The organism is Natrinema sp. DC36 (genome assembly GCF_020405225.1).
Classification (GTDB): domain Archaea; phylum Halobacteriota; class Halobacteria; order Halobacteriales; family Natrialbaceae; genus Natrinema.
In genome coordinates, this window is the sequence record NZ_CP084472.1 from 294,372 (window position 1) to 320,623 (window position 26,252).

Below are 26,252 nucleotides of genomic sequence, written 5' to 3' on the forward strand. Positions count from 1 at the left end.
CCTCCGTAGGGTTGGGTGTTCGTTCATAGTGTCGTCACGTCAAGGATGTTGACTACCTCCCCCCGCCCCCGAACCGTCGCACCGCTTATTCCCGGCATGCCGCTCATGAAGCCCTCGAAGGGCTTGACGACGACCTCCTGCTGGCCGCGAACGTGATCGCAGTGCAACGCAACGTCGCGGACCTCGCCGCGGATCCGGATGACCATCCCGTCGCCGTTCGCGCCGGGGGTTGGCGTCTCGAGAGCGTCGGCCAGCGAGACGACGGGATAGTCGCTCCCGTCGCCGGGGAGGACGGATTCGCCGTCCACCGTCTCGATCGCCCCGGCGGACTCGATGTCCTGGACGGCTTTGGTCGGGACGCCGAACTCTTCGCCGCCGCTTTCGACGAACAGGATCTCGTCGATGGCGACCGTCACGGGGAGCCGCATCGTGACGGTCGTCCCCTCGCCCTCCTCGCTGTCGATGGCGACCGTGCCGTCCAGATCTTCGACCGTCCGCTTGACGACGTCCATTCCGACGCCGCGACCGCTGACGTCGGTCACCTCGTCGACCGTCGAGAGGCCGGGATGGAAGATGAGGTCGTAGGTCTCGTCGTCGGACATCGCCGCCGCCTCCTCCTCGTCGAGGACGTCGGCCGCGACGGCTTCCGATCGAAGCCGGTCGGGATCGAGTCCGGCACCGTCGTCTTCGACCGTGATCGTCACGCGATCGCGCGCGCGATCGGCGTGCACCTCGACGGCGCCCTCGCGAGGTTTCCCGGCTTCCTCTCGATCTTTCGGCGGCTCGATTCCGTGGTCGACGGCGTTGCGGACCAGGTGGATCAGCGGATCGCCGATCCGATCGAGGATACTCCGGTCGAGTTCGACGTCCTCGCCGGTCATCTCGAATTCGACTTCCTTGTCCTGATCGCGGGCGATATCGCGAACGACCCGCGGCAGGCGGTTCGTCACCGTCTCGAGGGGCACCAGACGGATGTCCATCACCGTCTCCTGCAGATCGGTCGTCAGGTCCGACAGCGCGTCGAGTTCCGTCTCGAGGGCGGCGTCGCCGTCGTCGTCGGCCTCGGCCGCGTGCCGGAGTCGGACGCGGCTCGTCACCAGTCCCTCGACGAGCGTGAGCAGCGAGTCGATCTGTTCGACGTCGACCCTGACCGATTGGATTTCGTCGGTTTCGGCGTCGGCATCGGGTCGATCGCTCGACTCGGGGACGTCGATCTCCGGACGCTCGAATTCGGGCTCGTCGATGATCCGGACGGCCGATTCATCGTCCGCGTCGGCGTCCGAATCGGTCGTATCGTCGCCGAACGATGCCGCCGGCGGACCGCTCGAGTCGTCGTTCTCCCCAGACGCGGCGGACGAGTCGAAGTCGACCCCGCCGGTGTCGAACTCGTCGGTTCCGGCGAACGCCTCGTCGTCGAGATCCTCGGACAGATCGTCCTCGAACTCGCTTTCGAAGTCGTCGTCCGCGTCGGACTCATCCGACTCGGCCGCGTCGTCGTCGAACGAATCGTCGTCGAACGTGCCCTCATCCTCGTCATCGAACGGGTCCGAGTCGTCCGTCGTCTCTTCGAGGTCGTCACCGAAGGCCGCCGTCGGCTCGAACTCCGCTTCGACGTCAGCACCGAAGGAACCGCCGGTTACAGCGTCATCGTCGGTAGCGGTGTCTTCCTCGCCAACGTCTGCTGCGGACTCGAGGCCATCGTCGCTCTCGGCACCGTCGCCTGTTTCGAACCCGGTATCGTCAGTCTCGAGGGCGAGATCGTCGCTTTCGACGGTAGCGTCGTCGGTCGATTCGGTTTCGGTTGCATCGGTGGCTGCCGGGGACTCGTCAGCGTCGCCGATCGGTTCGGCGTCAGCGGTGTCGGCCGCGCCAGTACCGTCGTCGACTGCATCGCCGTCGACTTCGTCGGCGTCGGTTTCATCGGTATCGTCGCTGACCGTGTCGTCCGCAACTGGTTCGTCGACGATTTGCTCGTCCGTGACGGCGTCGTCGGGAGTCGAGTCAGCCGCGGCGACGTCCTCCACGGGAGCCTCATCGGCCGTTGTGTCGTCCTCGGCCGTGGTTGTATCGACCGGGTCGTCGCTGGAAACGTCGGGTTTCGAGTCCGTCGGTTCGGGCTCGTCGACCGGATCAGGTGCGGGCCCGGTCTCGATTTCGTCGTCCGGTCCGCCAGCCACGTCATCGGCAGCGACCACGTCATCGTCCGTTTCGGCAGCGACTACGTCATCGTCCGTTTCGGCAGCGACTACGTCATCGTCCGTTTCGGCAGCAGTCACGTCATCATCCGTTTCGGCAGCGACTACGTCATCGTCGTCGACGATCGCTTCCTCGTCCGGCTCGGTCGCCGGCTCGAGGCCGCTATCGTCCGCCACCGAGTCATCGTCCACGCCGTCGGCCGCCGTCGTGTCGACATCGGGTGCATCGGTCTCGCCCTCGTCATCGGCCGCGTCAGCAGCGAGGTCCTCGTTCGACTCCGCATCGACCAGTATGTCGTCGACCGCGCTCTCGGACGGCTCCTCGCCGTCGAGGAACGCGTCGTCGTCGACGTCCTCGCCGAGAAGCTCGTCCATATCGACCTCGTCCTCGTCGTCGAACTCGTCGAACTCGAGTTCCGCGAGTTCGTCCTGCAACTCGTCGAAGCCGACCATTTCGACTTCGTCTTTGAGTTCGTCGAAGACTGCGCTGGCGTCGTCGACGTCGTCTTCGGACGCCGAGTCCGTCTCGGTCGCACCGGGACCGTCGTCGGTCGCCGACCCCGAGTCGGGAGTCGCCGCGTCGTCAGCCTCGTCGAGGGGCGTTTCGGGCGGTTCTCCCGGCTCGTCGTCGAGATCGTCCTCGTCCAACAGGTCGTCAAACGAGCCGGCCTCGCCCATGTTCTCGAAGACCTCGAGTTCGTCGTCCCCGACATCCTCGACCATCTCGTCCAAGTCGTCGAACTCGGTGAACTCGTCGAGGAGGTCATCGACCTCGAGGTCTTGGGCTTCCTCGGGCGAAATATCGTCGGCCCGTTCGGCTGCGTCCGCGAGCCGGTCCGCCGTCGGCGCCGTCTCGTCGGCCGTCTCGAACCGATCGGAGACGTTGACGAGTTCGAAGTCCGCGACCTCTTCGACCGGCTCGAGACCGGAGGAGATCGCGCTCTCGCCGACCGCGGTGGCGAAGACGGCGTCGAAGCGGTCGCCGTACGCCGCGGCCTCGATCGTCTCGCGCGGCGGATCGGTCCCGATCAGATCGAACGCATCGATCAACGCGTCGACGACCAGTTCGCCGTTGTTGACGCCCTCCCGCTCGGCGATCGCGAGCCGTGCGAGATAGACGTCGTGACCGTCGTCGGCCGGCGGCTCGAACCGCGAGCACACGTCGTCGATCTCGTCCGCCGCGGGCGCGACGAGTCCGGCTGCCGCCTCGTTCTCGGCGTCCTCGAGGTGCGTTCGAAGCGCCTCGATCGTCGCTGACGGATCCGTCTCGATCTCGCCGGTCGCGGCGACTTCGTCGACCATCGTCTCGAGCTCGTCGACGCCGTCGAAGACGACGTCCATCAGCTCCGGCGTCACGTCGATCTCGTCCCCACGAACGGCGTCGAGCAGATCCTCGATCGCGTGGGCGAGGTCGCTGGCCGAATCCAGCCCCATCGCCCCGCAGTTCCCTTTGAGGGTGTGGGCGATTCGGAAGATGTTCTCCATCGCCTCCTCGTCGTCGGGATCCCGCTCGAGGGTGAGCAAGGCGTTGTTCAGTTCCGTAATTCGTTCTTCGCTCTCCTGAACGAAGTCTGTCAGATAATCAGTCATCGGTCTCACCGTCCGTCGTGAACGCGTCGACGATCGCGTCGGCGATGCCGTGAGCGGGTACGACCGCGTCGACACAGCCCGTTTCGATCGCCCGACAAGGGATGCCAAAGACGGGGCTCGTCGCCTCGTCCTGGGCGATCGTCCGACCGCCCGCGGCCTTGACTGCCTTGATCCCGGCCGCGCCGTCGCGGCCCATCCCGGTCAGAACGACGCCACAGAGCGCGTCGGAGATCCGCTCGGCTGCGCTTTCCATCGTCACGTCGATCGCCGGCCGCACACCGTGGACCCGTTCGCCGTCATCGAGTTGCAGGCGGAGGCGGCCGCCGACGTTGCTCGCAACCTCGAGGTGGGCGTTTCCCGGTGCGACCGCGGCCTCGCCGGCCGCGAGCCGATCGCGATCCGCGGCTTCGGTGACGTCGTACGCGCTCCGAGCGTCGAGTCGTTCGGCGAACCGGGTCGTAAACTCGGGCGGCATGTGCTGGACGACCAGCACCTTCGCCTCGAGGGCGGCCGGCAGCCGTTCGAACAGCCGTTCGACGATCTTCGGGCCGCCGGTCGACGCGCCGAGGACGATAGTCGGTGCCTCCGCTCGTTCGCCGTCGACGGCGATCGGTTCGGCCGCTTCGTCGGTCGCGGCCCCAGTCTCGATACCAGGAGTGGCGTCGGGACCGGTCGTCCCGCTGTCGTGACGAAACTGTGCGTCGGATCCGCCGCCCGCGACCGCGTTTCCGGTCACGGTGTTGTGTCCCGGCCCGCTGGCGCGTCTCGATCGGGTCGAGTGAGCTGCCGCGGTGGCGCGAGCGAGCGCGACCGACGAGACGTTCGCCTCGGCGAAGTCATCGACTTTCGCGACGACCTCGTCCGTGAGGTGGGCGATATTGCGCGAGTCGGAGCCGTCGGGCTTGTGAAGGAAATCGACGGCACCGCGCTCGAGGGCGTCGAGCGTGGCCTCCGTGCCGCGTTCAGTGTGAACGCTGAGCATGAGGATCATGGTCGGATTCGTCGCCATGATCCGCTCGACGGCGTCGATGCCGCCCATCTCGGGCATTTCGACGTCCATCGTGACGACGTCCGGATCGAAGGTCGAGGCGAGTTCGACACCGTCTGCGCCGTTCGCCGCCGTTTCGACCTCGTAGCCGGCCTCGCCGAGCGCGTTGCCGATGACTGTCCGCATGAACCTCGAGTCGTCGACAACGAGTACTCGCGTCATGCCGCGACGACGTCTGAGAGGGCCTTTCTAACGCTGGGCTCTTCGAACGGTTTTGTCACGTAGCCGTCCGCACCAGCTTTTACGGCGAGTTTCATTTTCTCACGCTGTCCAACGCTCGTACACATGATGACGCGGGCGTCCGGATCGATTTTCTTGATCGCCGCGGTCGCCTTGATGCCGTTGCATTTCGGCATCACGATATCCATCATGACGATGTCGGGGTCGTGTTCTTTGTACAGTTTGACGGCTTCTGCTCCGTTGGACGCTTCTCCGAGAATGCGGTAATCTTGTTCCAAGATCTGCCGCAGTAGGTTCCGCATAAAATGAGAGTCGTCCACGATGAGCACCCCTGTCGACATTCAGTAGTACACCAAACGTCCGTAGAGATACAACTACCATAAATGCTGTCTCTCGATTATCAGTCATGATAAGTGTCGAATCTGCCCCGGAGACCCCACTCAGAGCAGAAGATCGAAAATCGCCGGTTCGCAGCAGTTTTACCGGTTTCCCGACGCCAACAGCAGCCGGTCGATATCGACGAGGGCGGTCGCTTCGACGATGATCTCCTGCGTCGAATCGTCCAGCTCGTTCTCATCGATGTCGTCGCCGGTATCCTCGTCCGATTCGATCTCGAACGTCTCTCCGATCGGCTCGCCGACGCCGCCGCTCGTGCGACGCGCCGACGACAGCGCCGCGGAACCGCCAGCGCCGACTGTCGTTCCGGCCCCGGGTGTCTCGACACCGTCCTCGGCCGATTCATCCGCGGTTACGCGTCCGACGCGCGGCTCCGGTTCCGGGTTCCGTTCTTGCGTAACGAGTGCGAGGACCAGGGGATGGTCGAGGGCGTCGCCCGACAGCTCACTGGCATCGACGGTGTCCGCGTCGATCACGTCGCTTTCGGGGACGGTCTCGACGCCGATCACCTCGTCGACGCGGATCGCTGCCGACTGTCGGTCGCTCGAGCGATCGAGCACGAGCAGTCGTTCGCGGCCCGAGCGGGAGTCGGAAACCGGGAAGTGAACCCGCGGATCGATGACGGCCGTGATCTCCCCCCTGAGGTCCATCAACCCCTCGATCGCGGGCGGTGCGCGTGGGACGCGGGTCAGTTCCGCCGGTGGTTCGGTGATCGTTCTGACCGCGTCGACCGGCAGCGCGAGTCGGTGTTCACCGACGCCGACGAAGACGAACTGGCGGAGTTCTTCTTGCTCGTCGTCCCCGCCGTCCGAATCGCGGGTGCGATCGGCGTCGTCGATATCGATTCCGAGGAACTTCTCGGAGAGGTCCGGGGCCATGGTCTTGTTCGTGTATCAGAGCCCATCACTAAAACGTTGACTCAATCACGTATGTCTACTATTCTGATAGGTATCCGGACGCATCCACTCACGTAGCGCACCGGAAGGCTTATTTTCCGAACGGGAAGTCTTCAGACGAAATGGCATCGGCTTCGAACGACGAAACCGGCACCGACGACGAACGCGTGACCGTCCTGACGTTCGATCTCGAGGAGCGGCGATACTGCGTCAGGGCCGAGTCCGTGGCCTCCGTGCTGGGCGTCGCTGACGACGAGTCACTCGCCGACGCGGCCGATCCGTGGAACGCGGGGACGATCACCGTCGCCGGCGAACGGGTCAGAGTGGTCGACCTCCCCCGGGTGTTCGGATCGACGTTTCGAACGGCGACCCGGGTCGACGAGCCGAAACTGCTCGTCTTCGACGCCACCGACGAGACGGGGCGCTACTACAGCTGGCTCGTCGACCACGTCGATGCGACCAGAACCGTCCGAACAACTGCACTCGAGCCGCCACACGCGAACACGACCCACGTCAAAGGTCGACTCGAGATCGACGGCTCGAACGTCATCTGGCTCGACGAACGAACCATACACGGCTGAGCGGCCGTTCCGACCGGATCGAAGCAAACACTGAATCTGCCGGAAACGCGATGTCGAACTGACTACAGGAGCCCCGGCGGCCCGCCGTCAGAATCGTCGTCGACGTCGACGCCGAATTCCTCTCGTTCCTCCCGGAGTCGCTTGACCTGTCGGTAGTAGTAGCCGATCCCGATGCCGCCGATGAGGACGACCGCTCCGATGAGACCGAGGAACAGCGGGATGTCACGCGCGAGGTAGTATCGAAGCGAGATCGTGCTGTCCTCGTCGACCTCCTCCCAGTAGAGTTGCTCCCGATCGTCGGCGACCGTGCGCTCGTACCCGTTGGGCGAAACGTCGCCGAACAGGAAATTCGACGTCCGATGACCCTCGGGGACCAGCACCTCGTAGGAGCCCCCGACGTAGGCCGGCTGCTGGAACGTCTTGCGCCCGGCCTCGCCGGAGAACGCGAGCGTGCCGTTCCCGTCGGGAACCTGGACGGTAGTCATCGATCCGCCCTGTTCGATCTCGAGTTCCGAGCCCGTGAGTTCGGTGCCGTTGGGATACCAGTAGCGAACGCTGTGGATATTCAGCGGTTCGTCGCTAAAGAGGGTCGACTGGTACAGCTCCAGTTCGTCGGTCCCGCTGAGGTCGTAGACGGCCCGGAACTCGCCGCCCCCGAGCAGGTTTCCGTCCTCGAGCGCGATGGTAACGTCGGCGTCGGTTTCGGTGTCACGCAGGTCGCCGTACTCCTGCTCGCGGTCGAGCTCCTCGTCCGATATTCCGCCGAAGAATCCCGAGCAGCCGGCTCCCGTCGTCAGCAACACGACCGCGATCGTCGCGAAAACGAGCCGTCGGTTCATGCTAGGGAACGACACAGCGGAGTTCGGCCGGGAGGTACTCGCCGACGCTCGCGAGGAGACCCGGCGGGTCGGTATTTTCGGTACAGATGACGCTCTGCTCGAGCAGCCCGAGTCGTTCGACGGTGACGTAGTCCTGCGCGTGGCCAGCGCGGTTGAGCGTGGCCCGAACCTCGGCTCGCGTCGCGCTGTTGACGTTGAGCCTGCCGTCGCCGCGGGTCCACTCGTAGAGCCGATCCTGTTCGGCGTCGGCGAGCCGGGACGGAGCGGTGTCATCGTCGCCATCCGCATCGCCGCCGTACACGAACTGCAACGGCAGATGCTGAACGAGCCCGTACCGCTCGCGGATCTGCGTCGCCGACCCCGGGCCGAGCCCGAGTTCGTCGGTCGGGATTCGGACGCCGTCGCCCTGTCCAGCATCGAGGACGAACCCGTCGTCGTCCCAGGATTCGAGGGTTCCGACGTACGTTTCGCCGGCCTCGAGGTCGGGGACGATCTCGCCGAACGCCTCGCGGAGGACGTTGCGCGCGACGGTGGCGTCGTCACCCTCGATCGTCACGGAGGGGAAATCGTCGTGGCGAATTCCGATCTCGAATTCGACGTCGAGTTCGCCGATTTCGTTGGTGACCTGCGATCGCAGCGAATCCAGCGAGCGCTCGCGGGCGTCGCCTTCGACGTACAGTTTGGTTGCGAGTACGACCATTAGGCGTCCAGGTTGAGTTCGTCCTCGAGCGACGCGAGGCGGTCGTCCATCGAGTCGACCAGGCGGTCGTTATCCATCGATTCCAGCGGCGAGCCACACTCCGGACACTCGAAGCCGAAGTCCATCGCTTCGCCGAACTCGAACCGGATGGAACAGATCTCGCAGAGGTAGAACTCGTGGTTGCGCTCGTACTCTCGGCGGTCGTCGAGCGCCTCGTGGAGTCGGTACATCTCCTCCTCGAGGTTCTCCGGAATGTTGTCGTACTCGAACGTCCAGAGGTAGGTCAGCCACCCCGAGTCCTCGTCGCGCAGTCGCCGATACGTGGCGAGATCGTTCTCGTACAAAATGAACAGCGCGCGCCGCACGTCGTTCAACTCGAGATCCAGTTCTTCCGCGAGCTCCTCGTCGGTCACTTCGCCGTCCGGCGGTGCCGCCGCGACGGGCATCCCCTTGGGACCGACCAGCTCGTGCAAATATTTCTGGATTACCGGATCCTCGAGCAGGTCCTCAAAAGCCATTACCTCCATGTAACGGCATGAAGCCATTAAAGCTTGTCAAGTGCCCCCGCCCGCGGTGGCAGGCGTTCCGATGTCGATGTGACTGAGATGGAGTTGACTCCACGGCACAACGCTCCACTTCGAACCGACAAACCGGCAGACGGTGGGCAGTGCTATGCGTATCCGATAGTAGTTCTCTCCGGTTCGGAGAGCGGAATAGCAGCCGCTCGTGGGTGATTGAGAGACGGGGTAGGTCAGATCAGGTGAACGCACGTGGAAACCACGTGCGCTGAAAGGTAACTGTCTGACCGTGCCGTCTAGTATCCTCTCGCTGTTCTCGCTACAAAACACCTCCGGTAGCCGTGTCCGGTGGGCCGCCGGTCTCTCGAGAGCCATCGCTCACCGCTCGATCGATTTCCGAAACAGCACTGCGTCGGGCGCGGACCGTCAGCGCGTTCGGGCGCGACGTTTATGAAGCTGGATCGCACTTCTCGAGATAATGACTACCGATGCTTCTTGCAGTTCCATTCGAGCCGACGACGCTCTCTCGCTGATCCATCGCCTCGAGTTCGACGTTCCCTGGCCACCGAACCACGTCGCCGCCTACCTCCTCGAGGGACCGGAACCGATTCTGATCGACGCGGGCGCGCCGGACGACGCGGGCGAATCGGAACTACGCGAGGGACTCGAGGCCGCCGGCTACGAGCCGTCCGATATCGATCACGTACTCGTGACCCACGTTCACAGCGACCACATCGGACAGCTACCGGTTCTCAGAGCGGCCGACGCGACGGTTCACGTCCCCCAAACCGCGCTGTCCAGACTCGATCGCGGTCTTGAGGCGACCCGCGCCGACTTCCGGGACGCGTCGATCGCGGCGGGCTATCGCGGTGATGCTCTCGCGGAGATCGTCGACGAGGAAGTGGAGTCGTTCCGTCGAGATAGGCAGATGGTCGACCCGGAAACCGCCCGTGCCATCGAACCCGATTCGACGTTCACCGTCGGTGATCGGACGTTCGAATCGTTCGACACGCCGGGCCACGCGGTCGATCACCTGTGTTTCGAGACGACGATCGCGGGGACGACGGTCCTCTTTTCGGGCGACGCGCTGATCGAGCCGTTCCGCGCCGGGGCCTTCCAGGTCGGGCTCGATCGGGGTGCCGACGAGGCCGTCGACGCCTACTACGAGGCGATGGATCGGCTGACCGAAACGACTGCCACTCACGTCTTCCCCGGCCACGGCCCGACATTCGAGGACCCCCATCGGACTGTCGGCACGACGCGCGATCGACTCGACGCGCTCCTCGAGGAGACGCAAGCGGCGACCGCGGCGATCGAACCCGCCACGGCGCTGGAGATCGCCAAAGAGCGCGTCGGCAACGTTCGGCATATGGCTCCGGTACTCGACACGATCGGAGCGCTCGGCACGCTCGAAAATCGGGATCAGGTATCGTCAGAGACGAGAGACGGTGTCCGGTACTACGAGACGACGTGAGTGGACAGCGAGCGCCTAGCACAGCGAGTGCCCAGCGCTGCAGGCTCCACACGACGATGCGTTACTCCTCGCCGTCCTCGAGTTTGTATTTCTGAATCTTCCCGCTCGTCGTCCGCGGGAGGTCGTCGATGAACTCGATCTCGCGGGGGTGTTTGTAGCTGGCCACTTCCTCGAGACAGAACTCCGTGAGCTCCTCGGCGGTCACGTCGCTGCCGGGCTCGACGCCCGAGGCGGGGACGATGAACGCCTTTGGCACCTCGTTGCGTCGTTCGTCCGGGATCCCGACGACGGCCGCGTCCGTGACGGCCTCGTGCTCGAGGAGGAGGTTCTCGAGTTCGCTGGGATAGACGTTGTAGCCGGCGGTGTTGATCATGTGCTTCTTCCGGTCGACGATCTCGTAGTAGTTGTTCCCGTCGCGGCGGGCGATATCGCCGGTGCGGAAGTAGCCGTGCTCGGTGAAGGCCCGCTCGGTGGCCTCGGGCAAGTTGAGATATCCCGTCATCACCTGTGGGCCGCGGACGACGAGTTCGCCTTTCTCGCCGGGCGCGACCTCGTCACCGGTCTCGTCGACGATCTTGCAGTCGGTCATTCGGAGCGGCTGTCCGATCGTGCCGTGTTTCAGGCCGAACGTCGAGCCGCTCTGGGTGTGGGTCGCGCCGTGGGTCTCGGTGAGGCCGTATCCCTCCGAAATGTCGACGCCTGCGGTCTCCTCGAATCGTTCTTGCACTGCCGTAGAGAGCTTCGCGCCGCCTTCGGAGGCCGACTCGAGACTGCCGAGATCGTACTCGCCGAACTCCTCGGACTCGACCATGTCGGCGTACATCGTCGTCACGCCGACGAAGTGGGTGATCCCCTCGTCCTCGATGAGTTGCATGCACTCCCGGGCGTCCCACTCGAGGGCGCTGCGGAAGTAGAGGCGGCCGCCGCCGACCAGCGGCTGGAGCGCCGTGTGGGTGAAGCCGGTAATGTGGTAGAGAGGGAGCCACGTGAGGCTGCGGACGTCCTCGGGCTCGACGTCGACGTTCGAGGCGGTCAGGGGCCACATGAGCTGAGCCCGGGTGTTCTCGTGGGTGAGCTGGACGCCTTTCGGGTCGCCGGTCGTCCCGGAGGTGTAGGGCAACAGGGCGACGTCGTCGTCCGCGCGGTCGACCAGCGTCGGCTCGCCGCGCAGTTCCTCGAATGCGTGGTCCGCGTCGTCCCGCGGCCAGTCCTCGCTCCGAATGGTGATGATTTCGGGTTCCATTCCGGCGTCCTCGATCGCTTGATCGACGACCTCCCGCAGCGCCGGATGGGTGACGATTGCGCTCGCGTCCGTGTCCTCCATCTGGTAGGCCACTTCGCGGCGCTTGTACTGCGGGTTGACCGGCGAAATCTCGACGCCGGCTTTGAACGCGCCGAGCGAGGCGACGAGGTACTGCGGACAGTTCGGCAAGAAGAGCAGCAGTCGGTCGCCGGGCTCGAGACCGATATCGTGGAGTCCGCCGGCGAGTTCGGCGGTCCAGTCGCGGACCTCCTCGTGGGTCCAGCGGCGGCCGTGGTGTTCCATAGCCTGTGCATCTCCGTGTTGTGCGGCGGTCTGGTCGAACAGTTTTGCGACGTTGCCCTCCAGTGCGGATTCGTCGACCGCGTCCAGATCCATGGATCGTGATACCGAAGGCCACATGTAAAAGCTTCCGCCAGCCGGCAGTGGGATAGCTTGTCACGACTCGATCGAGACGGGTGACCGGTACATTTAGTGTAGATCGAGTGAAATAACCGACAAATGGTCCAGCGGATCGTCGGGCGGCTTCGGAACTCGATCGACGCGAGCGGCATCGTCGCGGTCGTGCTCCTCGTCGTCGTCCTCTCGCAGTTCGGACTCGAGCGGGTCGAAATCGCCACGCTCGTCTCCGCGATGGTCGTCGGTCCGGTGATCGCCGACGCGGTGTCCGACGGGACCGATACCGATCCGCGGCCGGGGTTCACCGAATTCACCTTCGGAGTGCTCTGTATTGTCACGGGCGTCGTCCACCTCCGAAGCGCGAGTAGCTGGCTCGGGTGGGTGTTCGTTGCGGTCGGCGGCTGGCTCCTCGAGGAACTCCGCGAGGCCGACCGCCCGCTCACGAAGACGGAGCTCTGTAACCGAACCGGGCTGCTAGAGGATGACTTCGAACGCCTCCTCGAGATCCACGGCGAATCGGGATCGATCGAGCGGGTCGGCAACGGCTACGCGATCGACGAGAGCGAGATGGGGATTGGTGGGGTCGCTCGAATGGTGGGTCGGCGACTGCTCCGGCCGATTCGGTTGATTCGGCCGGCGGTTTCTCGATGATCAGGCGGCGACGTAGGTTCCGAACGAACTGATGCGACGATCGGGGGCGCTGACCGTTCGCCGTGACCGAGTTTCGACGGTCAGGCTGTCAGGGGTAGTTCGATCGAACTGCCGACGCCGACGGATCGGAACGCTTCGGGGAGCCGGTCCGCGAGGATCCGTTGTGCCTGAAATCCGGTGCAATGGGTGCCGGCGAAGAGCTCGAGCTTGCCCGCGAGCCAGTCGGCGATCTCGCGGACCTCGTCGTCGTCCAGCGCGACGAGATGCGTCCCGCCGATGACGTAGCGCACGTCGTCACCGGTCACGGCTTCGGCGTACTCGATCGAATTGCGTAATCCGGCGTGACAACAGCCGAGGACGAGCGCCGTCCCGTCGCCCGTTCGGATCGCGATCGCTTGATCATCGTCGACCGTATCGTCCACGAGTTCTCCGCCTTCCCGTCGTTTACCCGTGGTCATCTCGCGGTGTTCTCGCGGAATTTCTCCCAGCGCGAACACGCCGTCGGCGACTTCGACCGGATCCCGATGTTCGACGAGCGTGGCCCCGCTCTCGACTTCGGTTCGCGAAAACGGGATTCCGAGATGGATCGGATCCGAGAATTCGCCGCCGCCGGGAGGGCCGGTCGAGTATCGATCGGTCCACAGCTCCGGATGGCAGTAGACCGTCGGTTTCTCCATCGGATCGAGGAACTGATCGAGGCCGGCAGTGTGGTCGAAGTGGGTGTGGCTCAGGACGATGGTGTCGAACGTCGTCGGAACGTCCAATAGCCTGGCGTTGTGGACGACGCCCGCCGACTGGCCGGTATCGAACAGGACATCGCCGACGGCTGCCGCGAAGCCCCACTCACCGCGCAGCCCCTTTGGAATCGGCTTCGCGACCGTATTGTCCGCGAGAACCGTTATCTCGACCACGGTCCTCGCCCCGTTCGGTATCGATTTCGGTTCCCGTCGCGATGCGTCCGTTCGCCCTGCCGGTCGAGAGGCGGATCACCGTCCCGTTGATCGAGACACAACATAGTACGTGACTACGTCGGGATGATTCACCACGATTCCCCTTCGGATATCCGTACTCGAGCGAGCGACGAGTTCGGAATCCAAAGCTCCGACGCGCGGTTCCGTTCGCGACTGACACTACGGCTCCGGATCGGCGTCCGGATCCGACGACTCGACGCGCTTGCCCGTCTCCATCGGAATCACGCGGCGGTCGGCGTCGGCCCACTCCTGCTCGAGTTCCCGGCCCTCGAAGAGCCGGTCGAGAAAGACCGCCAGCCCGGCCACTTCGGAGTGAGGCTGGTTGGTGACGCCGACGTTCCAGTCGGCTTCCTCGTAGACGTCGAAGGGGACCTTCTCGGAGCCGACGACGAGCAAGAGCGGCTCTCCCTCGGAACGGTGGGCCGTCCGAATATCGGCTTCCACGTCCTGAACGCGCTCGCCGTACATCGTGAGGTGAACGACCCGTCCCTCCCAGTTCCGGATGATTCGAAGGGGCGAATCGGTCAGTTCGGCTCCGAAGGGGCCGCCGAACCGATCGGTGATGTCCGCGACCGTCTCGAGCGACTGGCCGGCGTTGTCGGGAAAGTAGACGCGGTCGGCCCCCAGCGCCCGCGCGGTCAGTCCGACGTGGGTCGTCATCCGCTCGTCCCGACCGGGGCGGTGGCCGAGCCGAAGGACGGCAACCTCGCTATCGTCGTGCATACCGCTATCCACTCTCGGCGGCGGTTAGGGGGTTTCGTTTTCAGCGTGCCGGTCCCGATCGCGGCCAGTGTGACGATTCACTCAGTATGGGAACCAAGGTATTACGCCAGACCGACCATCCGGCGTACTATGGCGCGCGCTGTCGACCGTCCGAACGAGAGTGAGGGCGGTCATCGATGCCGTGCGAGGTCTTCGTGAATAGTGCGGGACCGACGGTCCCGCATACCATGCGAACGGGTGCTTCGCACCCGTGAGCAGACGCAGTGAACGAAGGCTTGGAAGACGCTTCGCGTCTTCCTGTGGATGAGTGAGCGCCGTGAGGCGCGAACGAATCGGTTGGGGAGGGCGTGGCAATTCCCTGTTACCACGATAGCAGGACACTTTGTCACACGCATTCCCATCAGAACCGACTACTCCATTCACACGACTACTGAAGGAGTCACCCACGACGCTCGAGGCCGACACGAAGTTATACGTAATTGACGTGAGTGACAAATGGTATGGAAACGATCAACGAGTCGATCGTCGACTGGAAGGAGTACGATCGAGAGCAAACGGCGTTCCGGCGGAAGGAGCTCTCCAATGCCGTTAACGCCTCGGACCTCGGCTGTAGCCTCTACGAACTCCCGTCCGGGATGCGGTCGTGGCCCTACCACTACCACACGGCCAACGAGGAGGCGATCTACGTGCTGGCGGGCGACGGCAAACTCAAAACGGAAGACGGCCTCGAGCCCCTGACGGCCGGCGACTACGCCACCTTTCCCGCCGACGAGCGTGGCGGCCATCGGGTCGTCAACGACGGCGACGAACCGCTCCGATATCTGGCGATGTCGACGATGAACGAGCCGGATGTCACGGTCTACCCGGAGATGAACAAGTTCGGCGTCTACGTCGGCTCGCCGCCGGGCGGCCGCGACGAACGGTCGCTCGAGGGCTACTACCGCATCGACGACGAGACGGAGTACTGGGACGAATAACGATTCGGAAATACAGGAGTGGAAATAAGTGCTAGTCGTTGTATTCTACTGATATGCGATCAGTACACAAATCTGACGCGCCGGCACTGAGCCGAGACGACGGACTCGTTTCCCACATTCTGCACTCCCAGCGGGACGCGTCGGAGACGGATCTGACGATCACTTGGGTCGACGTCGAGCCGGGTGCGCGCCAGGTCCGCCACGAACACGATCCGGAACAGGTCTACGTCATTCTCACCGGCGAGGGAATCATGTCCGTCGGCGACGACGAGCGGGCGGTCGAGGCCGGCGACCTGGTCCACATCCCGGCGAACACCGAACACGGCCTCGAGAACACCGGCGACAGCACGCTCGAGTACGTTTCCGCTGCGACGCCGGCGTTCCCGGACGCCGAAGTCGACGAATTTTACGACCAGTAACCCGACACAGTCGTCGATACTCTTTTTTGAGTGTCTGCGAAACGTTCACGTGATGATGGAAACCAGAAGGGAGGTCACTCGATGACCGGAGCCGGCGAGTGGCTTCGAACCGCTCGCGAGGAACGGTGGGGGATACTGACCGACCTCGCGTTCGCGGTCATCTGGGTAACGCTCGTCGAGACCATCAACGTCCTGCTCGGGCCACCGACCATGGTGTACTACATGCTCATGCTCGCCGGGATCGTTGCGTATTTCGGATTCGTCTGGAACTTCGAAATCGCAAGCAAGCGCGAGAATCAGTAGCGGTCAGTCGGTTATTTCTCGAGGGTCGTTCCGAAGGCGATCGAGTCGATGGTTTCGTCCGCGACTGCTACTGACGGGGTCTCCGAAGGCCCCACGTTCATCTCCTCGTTCTCACGCTCGGTCCGTCGATATCGCCACCGCTGTCCAGCGTAGCGTCGCGAAAAAAGCCGCAGTCTCGATCCGCGAGTCGGTTCAGCTCGAGTCGATGACGAGGATCGGAACGTTGGTCGACCGAAGCGTCCGTTCGGTGACGCTGCCGAGCAACGCCCGCTTGACGCCCGAGCGACCGTGCGATCCCATTACGACGAGATCGATTCCGTTCTTGTCGACGTATTTGGCGATCATCGAGTGGGGTCTGCCCGCCGAGACGTGTTCGACGACCTCGAGCCCCTGCTCGGCCGCGCGATCAGCGACGAAGCCGGTGGCGCTATCGGCGCGTTCCCGCACCTCGTCCATCTCGCCGTAGTTCCCTTGCTCGATTCGATCGAGCTGTTCGCCGCCGAGGCTGAGACTCATCGCGTTGGTATCGAGCACGTACAGGGCGTGCACTTCGGCCCCGTACCGGTCGGCGAGATCGAGCGCGTGCTCGACCGCCTTCTCGGCCGTTTCGCTACCGTCCGTCGGAACGAGTATTTTCTCGTACATGGTGTTAGTCGTCCGCGGGGTTTTCTCCCCCGTCGGTCACGACGTCTTCTGCAGTCTGTTGCTGACGCATCGGTTCGGGGCTGTGACACTGTCGGACGACCCGCTTGGTCGCCATGTCCGGCTCGTCGGTCACCACCGAGACGACGATGGTGACCACGAAGACGACCGGCAGCGTGATGAGCGCCGACCCGATGGCCGGCATCCACTGCGCCAGTCCTGCCGAGAGGGGTGCCTCGAGCGAGGAGACGTAATTCGGGACGATCTCGTTGATCATCGGGATGGACCACATGATCAGTCCGGTGGTCATGCCGGCGAGAGCGCCCTGACGGTTGGCGTTCTCCCACCACATGCCGAGGAAGAACATCGGGAACAGCACGGAGGCGGCCAGCGCGAACGCGTAGCCGACGAGGGCGGCGATCGACGACGCGGGGTCGAGCGCGGCCAGCGTAGTCAGCACACCGAGCGCGATAATCGACAGCCGTCCGACGAGGACCTGCTGGCGCTGGGTCGCGTCCGGGTTGATGATGTTCGTGTAGATGTCGTGGCTGATCGCCGAGGAGCCGGCGATGAACAGCCCGGCGACCGTTGCGATCGCCGCGGCGATACCGCCTGCTGCGACCAGTCCGACGAACCACTGTGGTAGCGCCGATAGCTGGGCCGCCAGCACGACGATGACCTCACTGGCTGCACCGGTCATGCCGGGGTCACCGTACGTCGGGCCGACGTTCGAGGAGTAGAGGTCCGTACCGAACGCCGCGAACGCGGGGGCGCTCCAGTACAGAATACAGATGAAGAACAGTCCCCAGACGGTCGACCAGCGGGCCGTCCGCTCGCTTTCGACCGTGTAGAACCGCACCAGCACGTGCGGGAGCCCGCAGGTACCGAAGATCAACGAGAACGTCGTCGCGACCCACAGGTAGTAGCTCGAGCCGGAGAACGGTTCGCTGAACTCGGAACCGAGGTCGTTGATAAGCGCACCGTACTCGAGCTGGGGCAGCACCGTCGAGTAGCCGTTCGTCCAGCCGACGACGTACAGGCCGATCACGAACGCCAGGATGAGGATGACGTACTGGACCGCTTGGCCCTTCGTCGCGCCCATCATACCGGACAGCGTCAGGTAGGCGACGGTAATCGTCATCATGAAGACGACCATCACCTGGTAACCGTCGAGGCCGGGGATGAGGCCGCCGAAGTCACCGAAGATGTACAGACCGACGAGTGCCATCCCTTTCGCCTGGCCGATGGCGTAGACGAATCCGATGAGGAACGTCGTCACGGCCGCGATGGCGCGTGCGGTGTCGGAATTGAAACGGTCGCCGACGAAGTCGGGTGCCGTATACTTCCCGAACCGGCGCAGCTGTGCGGCCATGAAGATGAGCAGGATGAAGTATCCCGTCGTCCAGCCGACGACGAACACCAGCCCGTAGAAGCCGGCCAGTGCGATAGATGCCGCCATCCCGAGATAGGACGCTGCCGACATCCAGTTGGCGCCGATCGCCATCCCGTTCTCGAGGTTTCCGATGGAACGGCCGGCGACCCACATGTTATCGGTGTCGGCCACGCGGAAGACGAAGCCGATGGCGAGGAACAGGCCCAGCATCGCCAGCACCAAGAGGGCCGGAAGGATCTTGAACGAGATGTCCATCGCCTCCGGCAGAAGACTTTCCTGCAGCGGAACGACCGGAACCCCCGTCATTCGTCGACACCTCCGTCGGCGGCTGCAGCGGCTTCGCCGCCGGTCTCGTCATCGATGGTCGGGTGCTCGATGCCGTACTTGGCATCGAGCGCGTCGCGTTTGCGCGAGTACCAGAACGACAGGATCAGCGCACTGGTCGGTGCGCCGAACGCGACCAGGAAGTAGTGGAGCGGGAAGCCCAGAACTGGCATCTCGACCGTCATCATATCAGTCGCCAAGTACGTCATCGTCACCGGGCCCCATACGGCGATGACCCAGATGACGAAGCCCGTCCAGACCACACGTAGGTGGTCGCGCATGAACGGTGTGCTCGGATTCAGGAGATTCACCTCCGAATTGAGATAGTCGGTGTTTCGGTGAGCCTGGCTGGCCTGTCCAGCCACGCCACCGTCCGTTGCAGCCTGTTTGTCAGCCGAATCGTGAGTGTTATTATCTGGCATATGCGTTCGAATCGTGTTTTTTAGTCGCGTTTTTCAGCCCGAAAATCGGGTGGTGGTTAGTCTTTCGACACTTGCTCTGCGATCTCGTCGACGACCTCGGGGTTGCGCAGCGTCGAGGTGTTCCCGAGTTCGTTCCCGCTCGCGATATCCTCTAACAGCCGGCGCATGATCTTGCCCGAGCGCGTTTTGGGCAGTTCGTGCGTGAAGGCGATCTCCTCGGGCTTGGCGATCGGCCCGATCGAGTCGAGGACGGCCGACATGGCCTTCTCCTCGAGTTCGTCGTGCCGGTCCTCGTAGCCGTCCTCGGGGATGGCGTAGACGTAGACGGCCTCGCCTTTGACCTCGTGGTCGCCGCCGACGACGGCGGCTTCGGCGATCCCTTCGACGCCCACGACGGACGACTCGATCTCCATCGTTCCCAGCCGGTGGCCGGAGACGTTGATCACGTCGTCGACCCGGCCGAGGATGGTGATGTAGTCGTCTTCGTCGATCTTCGCACCGTCCTCGGGGAAGTAGACCCACTCGTCGGCCTCCTCGTCGGAGTACTCCTGCCAGTACTCCTCGAGGAAGCGCTCGTCGTTGTCGTACAGCGTGCGAAGCATGCCGGGCCAGGGGTTGTTGACCGTCACGTAGCCGGCCTGTCCGGCGTCGACTTCATCGCCCTGCGCGTCGACGACGCGGGCGTCGATCCCCGGCAGCGGCGGCCCCGCCGAGCCGGGTTTCATGGTGTTGACCCCCGGCAGCGTCGTGATCATCATCCCCCCGGTCTCCGTCTGCCACCAGGTGTCGACGATCGGGCACTCCTCGTTACCGATGTGCTTGTAGTACCATTTCCACGCGCGCGGGTTGATCGGTTCTCCCACGGTGCCGAGCAAGCGGAGGCTCGAGATGTCGTGGTTCTCCGTGTACTCGGCGCCCCACTTCATGAACGCGCGGATGGCCGTCGGCGCGGTGTAGAAGATGTCGACCTCGTTCTTCTCGACGATCTCCCACAGCCGGTCCTTGTCGGGGTAGTCGGGGGTCCCCTCGTACATCACGCTCGTCGTGCCGAGCGCCATCGGTCCGTAGACGATGTAGGAGTGGCCGGTGATCCACCCGATGTCGGCCGAGCACCAGTAGGTGTCGTCGGCCTCGATATCCAGTACCGCGTGGCTCGTCCAGGCCGTGTACGCGAGGTAGCCGCCGGTGGTGTGTTTGACCCCCTTCGGCTGACCGGTCGTTCCCGACGTGTACATCAGGAACAGCATGTCCTCGGCGTCGCGCGGGACCGGTTCGACCGTCGACCCCTCGTGGTCGGCCACGAGTTCGTCGTAGTCGTGCTGGTTGTCCGCGAGCTCGTGATCGAGATCGTCGCCCAGTCGGTCGACGACCACGACGTCGGAGACCTCGTGCTCGACGCCTTCGAGGCCCTCGTTTGTCTTCGAAATGTGATCGAGCGCGTCGCCGCGGCGGTAGTACCCGTCGCAGGTGACGAGGTGCTCGCTGTCCGCGGAGTTCATCCGGGTGGCCAGCGCGTCGGCCGAGAAGCCGGCGAAGACGACGCTGTGCGGTGCGCCGATGCGGGCACAGGCCAGCATGGCGATCGGTAGCTCCGGAACCATCGGCATGTACAGCGTGACGATGTCGTCCTCCTCGACGCCGAGGTCTCGCAGCGTCGCCGCGAAGTCCTCGACCTCGTCGAGCAGCTCGTCGTAGGTGTACGTGCGCGTCTCGCCGAGTTCGCCTTCCCACTCGATGGCGACGCTGTCGCCCCGCCCCTCCTCGACGTGTCGGTCGAGGCAGTTGTACGACGCGTTGAGTTCACCGCCGGTGAACCACTCGTAGAACGGGGCGTTCCCGTCCTCGAGAACCGTATCGTACTCCTCGTCCCACGAGAGGAGGTCGGCGGCACGCTCCCAACACTCCGGCCAGTTCTCCTCGAACTCCTCGTAGATCCCCTGATCAGTGACGTTTGCCTGCTCGACGAACGACTCGGGAGGCTCGAACGCCTCCTGTTCTTCGAGTCGCGCCTCGAGATCGGCATTGTCCTGTGACATGGTACACCCAATCAATCTCCAACTAGCATAGTAAAGACGGCCTCTAGTTGTGCAAAATCGACTCGATACGCAGAAGGGAACCTAGCATATATTGACTGTATTAGGACACGATAATCGGCCGTCGCTCGCTCAATCGGGACAGATCGGGAGCGCAACGAACTACTCTCCCTCGAAGTAGCGTTTCATACGAGCCGTTCGAGGACGGATAGAATGCCGCCTCTAGAGACGTAGCCCCGATCGGATCAGGTGACGATCCCTCGCGACGCCGTGACTACTCGGCCGGATCGTCGAAGAACGTCCGAAGCAACTCGTGTTGGCCCTTCCGCAGGTGGTTGTGCAGCGTCGGCGATGAGACGCCCATCGCGTCCGCGACTTCCTCGGCCGTGCTCTCCCGGGGCCAGTCGTAGTAGCCGCCGAAATACGCCGCTCGGAGCGCGGCTTCCTGTCGGTCCGTCAGTCGATCCTCGAGCCCCTCTCGGAACTCGCGAGCGGTCTGGACGGGCCGCTCGGTCTCGCGTTTGCCGACCAGTTCGGAGTCCGGGAACGCGGATCGGAGACCGTCGACGATGGTCCGAAGGTCCGCGTCGACGGCGCAGTCGCCGGTGATCGTCGCCGTTCCGCCCTCGAAGACCGCTTCGTGAACCGTGACGCCGTACTCCGTGAGCGTCACGATAGGACAGGAACCGTCGACGACGACTTCGATTCGCCAGCCGTCCTCATCGGTCTCAACCAGCCGACAGTCCTCGATCCCGGGCTCGTCGTCGGCGAGGTCGAAGACGTCGGCCGGCGACGCGTCCTCGAGGCGGACGTAGTAGAGCTGCGTCGACTCGTCGATCGGGACCAGCGAGTCGAGTTCGAACCGGCAGTCGAGTCGGCGCGAGACGTCGACGAAGAACGACCGACCGTCGCGGCAGGCGACCTCGAGTTCGGTCACCCGGTCGGATAGCAAGAGGTTCCGCCGGCGGATGGCAGCGATCGCGTAGCCGACCTGCCGGCCGATCGTCGCGAGCCACGCGCGTTCGTCGTCTCCGAACGCCGCCGAGCGCTCGGTCGCGACCGAGAGCGTCCCGTAGACGGTATCGCCGTACGCAAGCGGGATCCGGGCGACGGCGCCCTCGAACGCGTCGTTCTCGAACACATCGGTCTTGAGCGTCGCCGTCACGTCGTCTGCGACGAGTACGGTCCGCTCCCCGTAACGATTATCGGACACCGCGTTCGCGTCTGAGAGGGCGGCGATCGACTCCTCGTCGTCCCACTCGTCGGGGGAGACCCGCTCGACCGCGTCGGGATCGATCCCACTGGACGCGCGCCACTCGCGGCGACGGTCCGACACCGTCGCGCGGTCGATCCACGCGAACTCGTAGGCTCGGCCGTCGGCGAGCGCCCCACAGGTCGCCGTCTCGACCTCCTCGTGATCGGTCGAATCGAGCAGCGCGTGAGTCACGGCGCGGTGCTGGTTGGCGACGGCATACAGCCCATCGAGTTCGTCGCGTTGCTCGCGCGCGGCCGCCAGTTCCTCGTGTGCGGCCGTAACGTCGCGGACGAAGACGGCGAACCCCCGATGGTCCCCCCGATCGTCCCGCAGCGGCGAGACGACCTCGGTCGCACGGAACTGCGACCCGTCCTCGTGGACGCGCCACCCGTCGGTCTCGGTGCCGGATTCCTCGAGGGCCCGAGAGAGCGCTCGCTCGGGAGCGCCGTCCTCGACGGCGCTGTCGGGATAGAACGTCGAGACGTGCGTGCCGACGATCTCGCCGGCCCGGTAGCCGAACATCGCGGCCGCGCTGCGGTTCCAGCGTTCGACGTAGCCGTCCGCGTCGAGTCGGAGCAGCGCGTATCGGTCGCTCGCGGCCAGCAACAGGCGGATGACGCTGTCGTCGCCCACCACCGGACCGGATCGACCGCCCGATCGTCCGCGGTCGGCCCCCGACGGTCGTTCGACGGCGTCAAACGCGTCGACGATCTCGGTGTCCGTCGGCTCGGGCAAATAGGATTCGAGGGCCTCGAAACTGCGCCAGCCGCCCGCAGTCTTGACGACGCGGGGGTTAACGTCGTGCTCGACCAGGGCGGTGTGAGCGAAGTACTGCCGGAGGTCGCTCGTGGAGGCGTCGGAGAGCCCGGGCTCGTCGGCCAGTTCGCTCGCTCGGTCGGCCACGTCCGAGACCAGCATCTGGAGCCGACGGGTCGTGACCGAAAAGATCCGATCGTCGGTCGAAAGATCGTTACTCCGGGCGTATCGTCGGAGTTCGCGCTCGACGCGGGTCGGCAGGTACGCGGTCCGGTCCCGCGTGCCGTCGTCGGTCGACACGCGAATCAGGTACCGCGGCGGATCGATCCGGACCTGCTCGATATCGCCGATCGTGAGCCGCGTCAGCTCGGGCGGTCGGAGCCCGACGTCGCCACAGAGGCGGATCACCAGCGCCTCGCGATAGGTTTCGGCGGCGTCGAGAAGCGACTCGTACTCCCGACGCTCGAGTACCGTCTCGGTTCCCCCCTCGAGGCTCATGGTTCGCTCGTTCTGGCGACGCGAACATAATTGTATCGCCTCTCGTTGACATTCGCGACCGTTCGACTGATTCGGCGGGCGACAGCGGATAGTCGCGGTTTCGCGGTACTGGGTTCTGCGAAACAGAATCAGTCGAAGTCGCCCTCGTCGCCGATCTCGGCCTGAATCTCGCCGACGATTTCCGGATTGCGGAGCGCGCTGGTATCACCCAGTTCCTCGCCGTTAGCGACGTCCTCGAGCAGGCGGCGCATGATTTTGCCCGAGCGGGTCTTGGGCAGTTCCGGCGTGAAGATCAACTCCGCGGGGCGGGCGATCGGGCCGATCGCGGATTCGATGCTCTCGAGGATCGCCCGCCGAATCGTCGCGTCGGACTCGTGGCCGCTCTCGGTGCTGACGTACGCGTAGATCTCGGTGTCCTCGGTCTGGCTCGAGCGGCCGACGACGGCGGCTTCGGCGACGCCGTCGACGTCGGCGATCGCGCCCTCGATCTCCATCGTCCCGAGTCGGTGGCCGGAGACGTTGATCACGTCGTCGACCCGGCCGAGGACGGTGATATAGCCGTCGTCGTCGGCTCGAGCCGTATCGCCGCTGAAGTAGCGCCAGTCGTCGGTTTCGGGATCGGAAAAGCGTCGCCAGTACTCCGCGACGAACCGCTCGTCGTTGTCGTACAGCGTCCGCGCCATCCCCGGCCACGGGCGCGCGATCGTGAGATAGCCGGCCTCGCCGGGAGCGACTTGCTCGCCCTGCGCGTCGACGACGCTGGCGTCGATCCCCGGCAGCGGCGGCCCCGCCGAGCCTGGTTTCATCTCGTCGATGCCCGGCAGCGTCGAGACGGTCACCGCACCGGTCTCCGTCTGCCACCAGGTGTCGACGACCGGACAGTCCCCGCCGCCGATGTGTTCGCGATACCAGTTCCAGGGCCGGGGACTGATCGGCTCGCCGACCGTGCCGAGCAGGCGCAGCGACGAGAGGTCGTGGCGCGCGGGGTAGTCCGAGCCCCACTTCATGAACGCGCGAATCGCCGTCGGCGCGGTGTAGAAGATGTCGACGGCGTTCCGATCGACGATCTCCCAGAGCCGATCCCGGTCGGGATAGTCGGGCGTCCCCTCGTACATCACGGTCGTCGTCCCCAGCGCGAGCGGCCCGTAGACGATGTAGGAGTGGCCCGTGATCCAGCCGATGTCGGCCGCACACCAGTAGGTGTCGTCGGGTTTGACGTCGAGAACGGCGTGCGTCGTCCACGCGACGTGAGCGAGGTAGCCCCCCGTCGAGTGGACGACGCCCTTCGGCTCGCCGGTCGTCCCAGAGGTGTACATTAAGAACAGCATGTCCTCCGCGTCGCGCGAGACCGGCTCGACCGTTTCGCCCGCGAACTCGTCGCGAAGCTCGTGGTAGTCCCACTCGCCGTCCCCGAGGACGTGCGGGAGGTCGTCGCCGAGCCGGTCGACGACGACCGTTCGGACGTCCTGCTCGAGGTCGATGCGGGCGTTGTCGGCCTTGCTCTTCTGGTTGAAGGCGTCTCCTCGTCGGTAGTAGCCGTCGCAGGTGATGAGAAACTCGCTGTCCGCGGCGTCCATCCGCGTTGCGAGCGCATCCGCAGAGAGGCCGGCGAAAACGACGCTGTGGGGTGCACCGATCCGGGCACAGGCCAACATCGCGATCGGCAACTCGGGAATCATCGGCAGGTAGATCGTCACGACGTCGTCTTCCGCGACGCCGAGGTCGCGCAGGGCCGCCGCGAGTTCGTTGACTTCGACGTAGAGATCCCGATAGGTGTAGGTCCGGCGCTCGCCCTGTTTCCCCTCCCAGCGGATCGCGGCGTGGTTCTTGCGCCCCGACTCGAGGTGGCGATCCAGGCAGTTGTACGAGGCGTTGAGGCGACCGTCCGCGAACCAGCGATAGAAGGGCGCGTCCTCCGCCTCGAGGACGGTATCGTACGGCTCGTCCCACGAGAGGAGGTCGGCCGCACGCGTCCAGCAGTCGGGCCAGTTCGTCTCGAACGACTCGTGAAGCGTCGGATCCGTGACGTTCGCCTGCTCGATGAAGGAGTCGGGAGGGCTGTGGGGAGAGCCGGTCGGCGCGGACGCGTCTCGATCCGGCCCGTTCCGTTCGACCATGTATCGTCCGAACGGTGGTCAGTCAGAGGAATAAACGTTCCTCCCGATCGCCGCGCAGTAGGCGGATCTCGATCCCGCTGCTCGCGGTGCGTTCCCCGAACCGATCAGAGATCGTCCTGGGTCGAATCGATATCGGCCATTTCCTCGGGATCGATCTCGTGACCGGGTTCGCGAACGACGTAGACGTCGTAGCGGTGGTCGTTCGCGACCGGGCTCCCGACGCTCGACTGGGGCGCGATGACCGAGCCCGCGTTCTCGGAGCCGATGAAGACGACTGAAGCCTCGATCTCGCCGGCGATCCGTCGGATCTCGCGGACGACGTTCGTCGTCGACGTCGCAGTGGGCTCGTCGGAACTGACCCGCTCGATCCGGACGGTCGCCTCCGGCGCGACCTCCTCGGCTCGGGTCTGCATTCCCGTCGCGATCGCGTCCGGATCGAACGGCTCGCCCTGCGTGATCCAGCCGCGATCGCGCGCATACTCGGCGTCGTCCGGAATGACCGTCAGTACGATGAGTTCCTCGTCGAGCAGGTCGCCGAAGGCGGCGGCCCGTTCGAGCGCTTTCGTCGCTAACTTCGACCCGTCGAAGGGAACCAGCAGTGACATACGGCTATTTCATAGGACAGCAGAGGTAAATGTTCTCCCTCCGCTCGACCGCACTCGGACGGACTCACCCTGTCAGTTCCGGCGCA

At 64.6% G+C, this 26,252-nt stretch carries 23 protein-coding genes; 6 read left to right on the forward strand and 17 right to left on the reverse strand.

The window, feature by feature from the left end; genetic code table 11:
• Positions 1-23 precede the first annotated feature (23 nt).
• The 4 genes from LDH74_RS01610 to LDH74_RS01625 form a co-directional block, all read right to left on the reverse strand.
• Positions 24-3,785, reverse strand: coding sequence for a chemotaxis protein CheA (locus LDH74_RS01610; RefSeq protein ID WP_226040893.1), 3,762 nt, complete (start codon positions 3,783-3,785; stop codon positions 24-26).
• A complete protein-coding gene (gene cheB, locus LDH74_RS01615; RefSeq protein WP_226040894.1) occupies positions 3,778-4,995 on the reverse strand; it encodes a chemotaxis-specific protein-glutamate methyltransferase CheB in 1,218 nt (405 codons plus the stop codon). The genes LDH74_RS01610 and cheB overlap by 8 nt, the downstream gene beginning before the upstream one ends.
• The gene (gene cheY / locus LDH74_RS01620) at positions 4,992-5,354 is read right to left on the reverse strand and encodes a chemotaxis protein CheY (protein WP_006181855.1); all 363 of its coding nucleotides are present in this window, start codon (positions 5,352-5,354) and stop codon (positions 4,992-4,994) included. The genes cheB and cheY overlap by 4 nt, the downstream gene beginning before the upstream one ends.
• A 138-nt stretch (positions 5,355-5,492) precedes the next feature.
• A complete protein-coding gene (locus LDH74_RS01625) occupies positions 5,493-6,287 on the reverse strand; it encodes a chemotaxis protein CheW (protein WP_226040895.1) in 795 nt (264 codons plus the stop codon).
• A gap of 140 nt (positions 6,288-6,427) precedes the next feature.
• Between LDH74_RS01625 and LDH74_RS01630 the strand changes: the two genes are divergently transcribed.
• Positions 6,428-6,886 (forward strand): chemotaxis protein CheW, encoded by a 459-nt coding sequence (locus LDH74_RS01630; protein WP_226040896.1) that lies wholly within the window; start codon positions 6,428-6,430, stop codon positions 6,884-6,886.
• Positions 6,887-6,948: 62 nt separating this feature from the next.
• Here LDH74_RS01630 and LDH74_RS01635 read toward each other — a convergent pair whose 3' ends face one another.
• Genes LDH74_RS01635 through LDH74_RS01645 form a run of 3 tightly spaced genes read right to left on the reverse strand, consistent with a single transcriptional unit; the run spans position 6,949 to position 8,943 of the window.
• Positions 6,949-7,725 carry a DUF5803 family protein gene (locus LDH74_RS01635; RefSeq protein ID WP_226040897.1) on the reverse strand — a complete coding sequence of 259 codons (777 nt, stop codon included), beginning with the start codon at positions 7,723-7,725 and terminating at the stop codon, positions 6,949-6,951.
• A 1-nt stretch (position 7,726) separates the two neighbouring features.
• On the reverse strand, positions 7,727-8,425 hold the full coding sequence (locus tag LDH74_RS01640; protein WP_226040898.1) for a DUF2110 family protein: 699 nt from the start codon (positions 8,423-8,425) through the stop codon (positions 7,727-7,729).
• A complete protein-coding gene (locus tag LDH74_RS01645; RefSeq protein WP_226040899.1) occupies positions 8,425-8,943 on the reverse strand; it encodes a transcription factor in 519 nt (172 codons plus the stop codon). Before LDH74_RS01645 ends, LDH74_RS01640 begins: the two co-directional genes overlap by 1 nt.
• A 478-nt stretch (positions 8,944-9,421) precedes the next feature.
• Here LDH74_RS01645 and LDH74_RS01650 point away from each other — a divergent pair, with 478 nt between their 5' ends.
• Positions 9,422-10,417, forward strand: coding sequence for an MBL fold metallo-hydrolase (locus LDH74_RS01650; protein WP_226040900.1), 996 nt, complete (start codon positions 9,422-9,424; stop codon positions 10,415-10,417).
• A gap of 61 nt (positions 10,418-10,478) precedes the next feature.
• Here the strand turns inward: LDH74_RS01650 and LDH74_RS01655 are convergent, their stop codons facing one another.
• Positions 10,479-12,056 (reverse strand): class I adenylate-forming enzyme family protein, encoded by a 1,578-nt coding sequence (locus LDH74_RS01655; protein WP_226040901.1) that lies wholly within the window; start codon positions 12,054-12,056, stop codon positions 10,479-10,481.
• A gap of 123 nt (positions 12,057-12,179) precedes the next feature.
• Between LDH74_RS01655 and LDH74_RS01660 the strand changes: the two genes are divergently transcribed.
• Complete coding sequence (locus LDH74_RS01660; RefSeq protein ID WP_226040902.1) at positions 12,180-12,728, forward strand: hypothetical protein; 549 nt, start codon at positions 12,180-12,182, stop codon at positions 12,726-12,728.
• Between the two features lie 80 nt (positions 12,729-12,808).
• Here LDH74_RS01660 and LDH74_RS01665 read toward each other — a convergent pair whose 3' ends face one another.
• Positions 12,809-13,639, reverse strand: coding sequence for an MBL fold metallo-hydrolase (locus tag LDH74_RS01665; RefSeq protein ID WP_226040903.1), 831 nt, complete (start codon positions 13,637-13,639; stop codon positions 12,809-12,811).
• Between the two features lie 219 nt (positions 13,640-13,858).
• Positions 13,859-14,422 (reverse strand): tRNA (cytidine(56)-2'-O)-methyltransferase, encoded by a 564-nt coding sequence (locus LDH74_RS01670; protein WP_226040904.1) that lies wholly within the window; start codon positions 14,420-14,422, stop codon positions 13,859-13,861.
• A gap of 500 nt (positions 14,423-14,922) precedes the next feature.
• On the opposite strand from LDH74_RS01670, the gene LDH74_RS01675 reads away from it, so the two are divergent.
• The 3 genes from LDH74_RS01675 to LDH74_RS01685 all read left to right on the forward strand — a co-directional run bounded on the left by LDH74_RS01675 (position 14,923) and on the right by LDH74_RS01685 (position 16,121).
• The gene (locus LDH74_RS01675) at positions 14,923-15,399 is read left to right on the forward strand and encodes a cupin domain-containing protein (protein WP_226040905.1); all 477 of its coding nucleotides are present in this window, start codon (positions 14,923-14,925) and stop codon (positions 15,397-15,399) included.
• A 53-nt stretch (positions 15,400-15,452) separates the two neighbouring features.
• Positions 15,453-15,818, forward strand: coding sequence for a cupin domain-containing protein (locus LDH74_RS01680; protein ID WP_226040906.1), 366 nt, complete (start codon positions 15,453-15,455; stop codon positions 15,816-15,818).
• Between the two features lie 81 nt (positions 15,819-15,899).
• Positions 15,900-16,121: a hypothetical protein gene (locus LDH74_RS01685; protein WP_226040907.1), complete on the forward strand. Its 222-nt coding sequence runs from the start codon at positions 15,900-15,902 to the stop codon at positions 16,119-16,121.
• A 192-nt stretch (positions 16,122-16,313) separates the two neighbouring features.
• Here LDH74_RS01685 and LDH74_RS01690 read toward each other — a convergent pair whose 3' ends face one another.
• From LDH74_RS01690 to LDH74_RS01720, 7 genes are all read right to left on the reverse strand, one after another.
• Complete coding sequence (locus LDH74_RS01690; protein ID WP_226040908.1) at positions 16,314-16,766, reverse strand: universal stress protein; 453 nt, start codon at positions 16,764-16,766, stop codon at positions 16,314-16,316.
• A gap of 4 nt (positions 16,767-16,770) precedes the next feature.
• A complete protein-coding gene (locus tag LDH74_RS01695; RefSeq protein WP_226040909.1) occupies positions 16,771-18,462 on the reverse strand; it encodes a VC_2705 family sodium/solute symporter in 1,692 nt (563 codons plus the stop codon).
• Complete coding sequence (locus tag LDH74_RS01700) at positions 18,459-18,902, reverse strand: DUF4212 domain-containing protein (protein ID WP_226040910.1); 444 nt, start codon at positions 18,900-18,902, stop codon at positions 18,459-18,461. Before LDH74_RS01700 ends, LDH74_RS01695 begins: the two co-directional genes overlap by 4 nt.
• 56 nt (positions 18,903-18,958) lie before the next feature.
• Positions 18,959-20,938, reverse strand: coding sequence for an acetate--CoA ligase (acs, locus tag LDH74_RS01705; protein WP_226040911.1), 1,980 nt, complete (start codon positions 20,936-20,938; stop codon positions 18,959-18,961).
• Between the two features lie 271 nt (positions 20,939-21,209).
• Positions 21,210-23,444, reverse strand: a complete 2,235-nt coding sequence (locus tag LDH74_RS01710) for a bacterio-opsin activator domain-containing protein (protein ID WP_226040912.1) — start codon at positions 23,442-23,444, stop codon at positions 21,210-21,212.
• Between the two features lie 128 nt (positions 23,445-23,572).
• Positions 23,573-25,561 (reverse strand): acetate--CoA ligase, encoded by a 1,989-nt coding sequence (acs, locus tag LDH74_RS01715; RefSeq protein WP_226040913.1) that lies wholly within the window; start codon positions 25,559-25,561, stop codon positions 23,573-23,575.
• Positions 25,562-25,665: 104 nt separating this feature from the next.
• Entirely contained in the window at positions 25,666-26,166 is a 501-nt protein-coding gene (locus tag LDH74_RS01720) for a universal stress protein (protein WP_226040914.1), read from the reverse strand.
• Between the last annotated feature and the right edge of the window lie 86 nt (positions 26,167-26,252).

Bases quoted from the DNA above. Each gene is read 5' to 3' on its own strand.
- LDH74_RS01610 (WP_226040893.1), bottom strand. From the start codon at position 3,785: ATGACTGATTATCTGACAGACTTCGTTCAGGAGAGCGAAGAACGAATT.
- cheB (WP_226040894.1), bottom strand. From the start codon at position 4,995: ATGACGCGAGTACTCGTTGTCGACGACTCGAGGTTCATGCGGACAGTC.
- cheY (WP_006181855.1), bottom strand. From the start codon at position 5,354: ATGTCGACAGGGGTGCTCATCGTGGACGACTCTCATTTTATGCGGAAC.
- LDH74_RS01625 (WP_226040895.1), bottom strand. From the start codon at position 6,287: ATGGCCCCGGACCTCTCCGAGAAGTTCCTCGGAATCGATATCGACGAC.
- LDH74_RS01630 (WP_226040896.1), top strand. From the start codon at position 6,428: ATGGCATCGGCTTCGAACGACGAAACCGGCACCGACGACGAACGCGTG.
- LDH74_RS01635 (WP_226040897.1), bottom strand. From the start codon at position 7,725: ATGAACCGACGGCTCGTTTTCGCGACGATCGCGGTCGTGTTGCTGACG.
- LDH74_RS01640 (WP_226040898.1), bottom strand. From the start codon at position 8,425: ATGGTCGTACTCGCAACCAAACTGTACGTCGAAGGCGACGCCCGCGAG.
- LDH74_RS01645 (WP_226040899.1), bottom strand. From the start codon at position 8,943: ATGGCTTTTGAGGACCTGCTCGAGGATCCGGTAATCCAGAAATATTTG.
- LDH74_RS01650 (WP_226040900.1), top strand. From the start codon at position 9,422: ATGACTACCGATGCTTCTTGCAGTTCCATTCGAGCCGACGACGCTCTC.
- LDH74_RS01655 (WP_226040901.1), bottom strand. From the start codon at position 12,056: ATGGATCTGGACGCGGTCGACGAATCCGCACTGGAGGGCAACGTCGCA.
- LDH74_RS01660 (WP_226040902.1), top strand. From the start codon at position 12,180: ATGGTCCAGCGGATCGTCGGGCGGCTTCGGAACTCGATCGACGCGAGC.
- LDH74_RS01670 (WP_226040904.1), bottom strand. From the start codon at position 14,422: ATGCACGACGATAGCGAGGTTGCCGTCCTTCGGCTCGGCCACCGCCCC.
- LDH74_RS01675 (WP_226040905.1), top strand. From the start codon at position 14,923: ATGGAAACGATCAACGAGTCGATCGTCGACTGGAAGGAGTACGATCGA.
- LDH74_RS01680 (WP_226040906.1), top strand. From the start codon at position 15,453: ATGCGATCAGTACACAAATCTGACGCGCCGGCACTGAGCCGAGACGAC.
- LDH74_RS01685 (WP_226040907.1), top strand. From the start codon at position 15,900: ATGACCGGAGCCGGCGAGTGGCTTCGAACCGCTCGCGAGGAACGGTGG.
- LDH74_RS01690 (WP_226040908.1), bottom strand. From the start codon at position 16,766: ATGTACGAGAAAATACTCGTTCCGACGGACGGTAGCGAAACGGCCGAG.
- LDH74_RS01695 (WP_226040909.1), bottom strand. From the start codon at position 18,462: ATGACGGGGGTTCCGGTCGTTCCGCTGCAGGAAAGTCTTCTGCCGGAG.
- LDH74_RS01700 (WP_226040910.1), bottom strand. From the start codon at position 18,902: ATGCCAGATAATAACACTCACGATTCGGCTGACAAACAGGCTGCAACG.
- acs (WP_226040911.1), bottom strand. From the start codon at position 20,938: ATGTCACAGGACAATGCCGATCTCGAGGCGCGACTCGAAGAACAGGAG.
- LDH74_RS01710 (WP_226040912.1), bottom strand. From the start codon at position 23,444: ATGAGCCTCGAGGGGGGAACCGAGACGGTACTCGAGCGTCGGGAGTAC.
- acs (WP_226040913.1), bottom strand. From the start codon at position 25,561: ATGGTCGAACGGAACGGGCCGGATCGAGACGCGTCCGCGCCGACCGGC.
- LDH74_RS01720 (WP_226040914.1), bottom strand. From the start codon at position 26,166: ATGTCACTGCTGGTTCCCTTCGACGGGTCGAAGTTAGCGACGAAAGCG.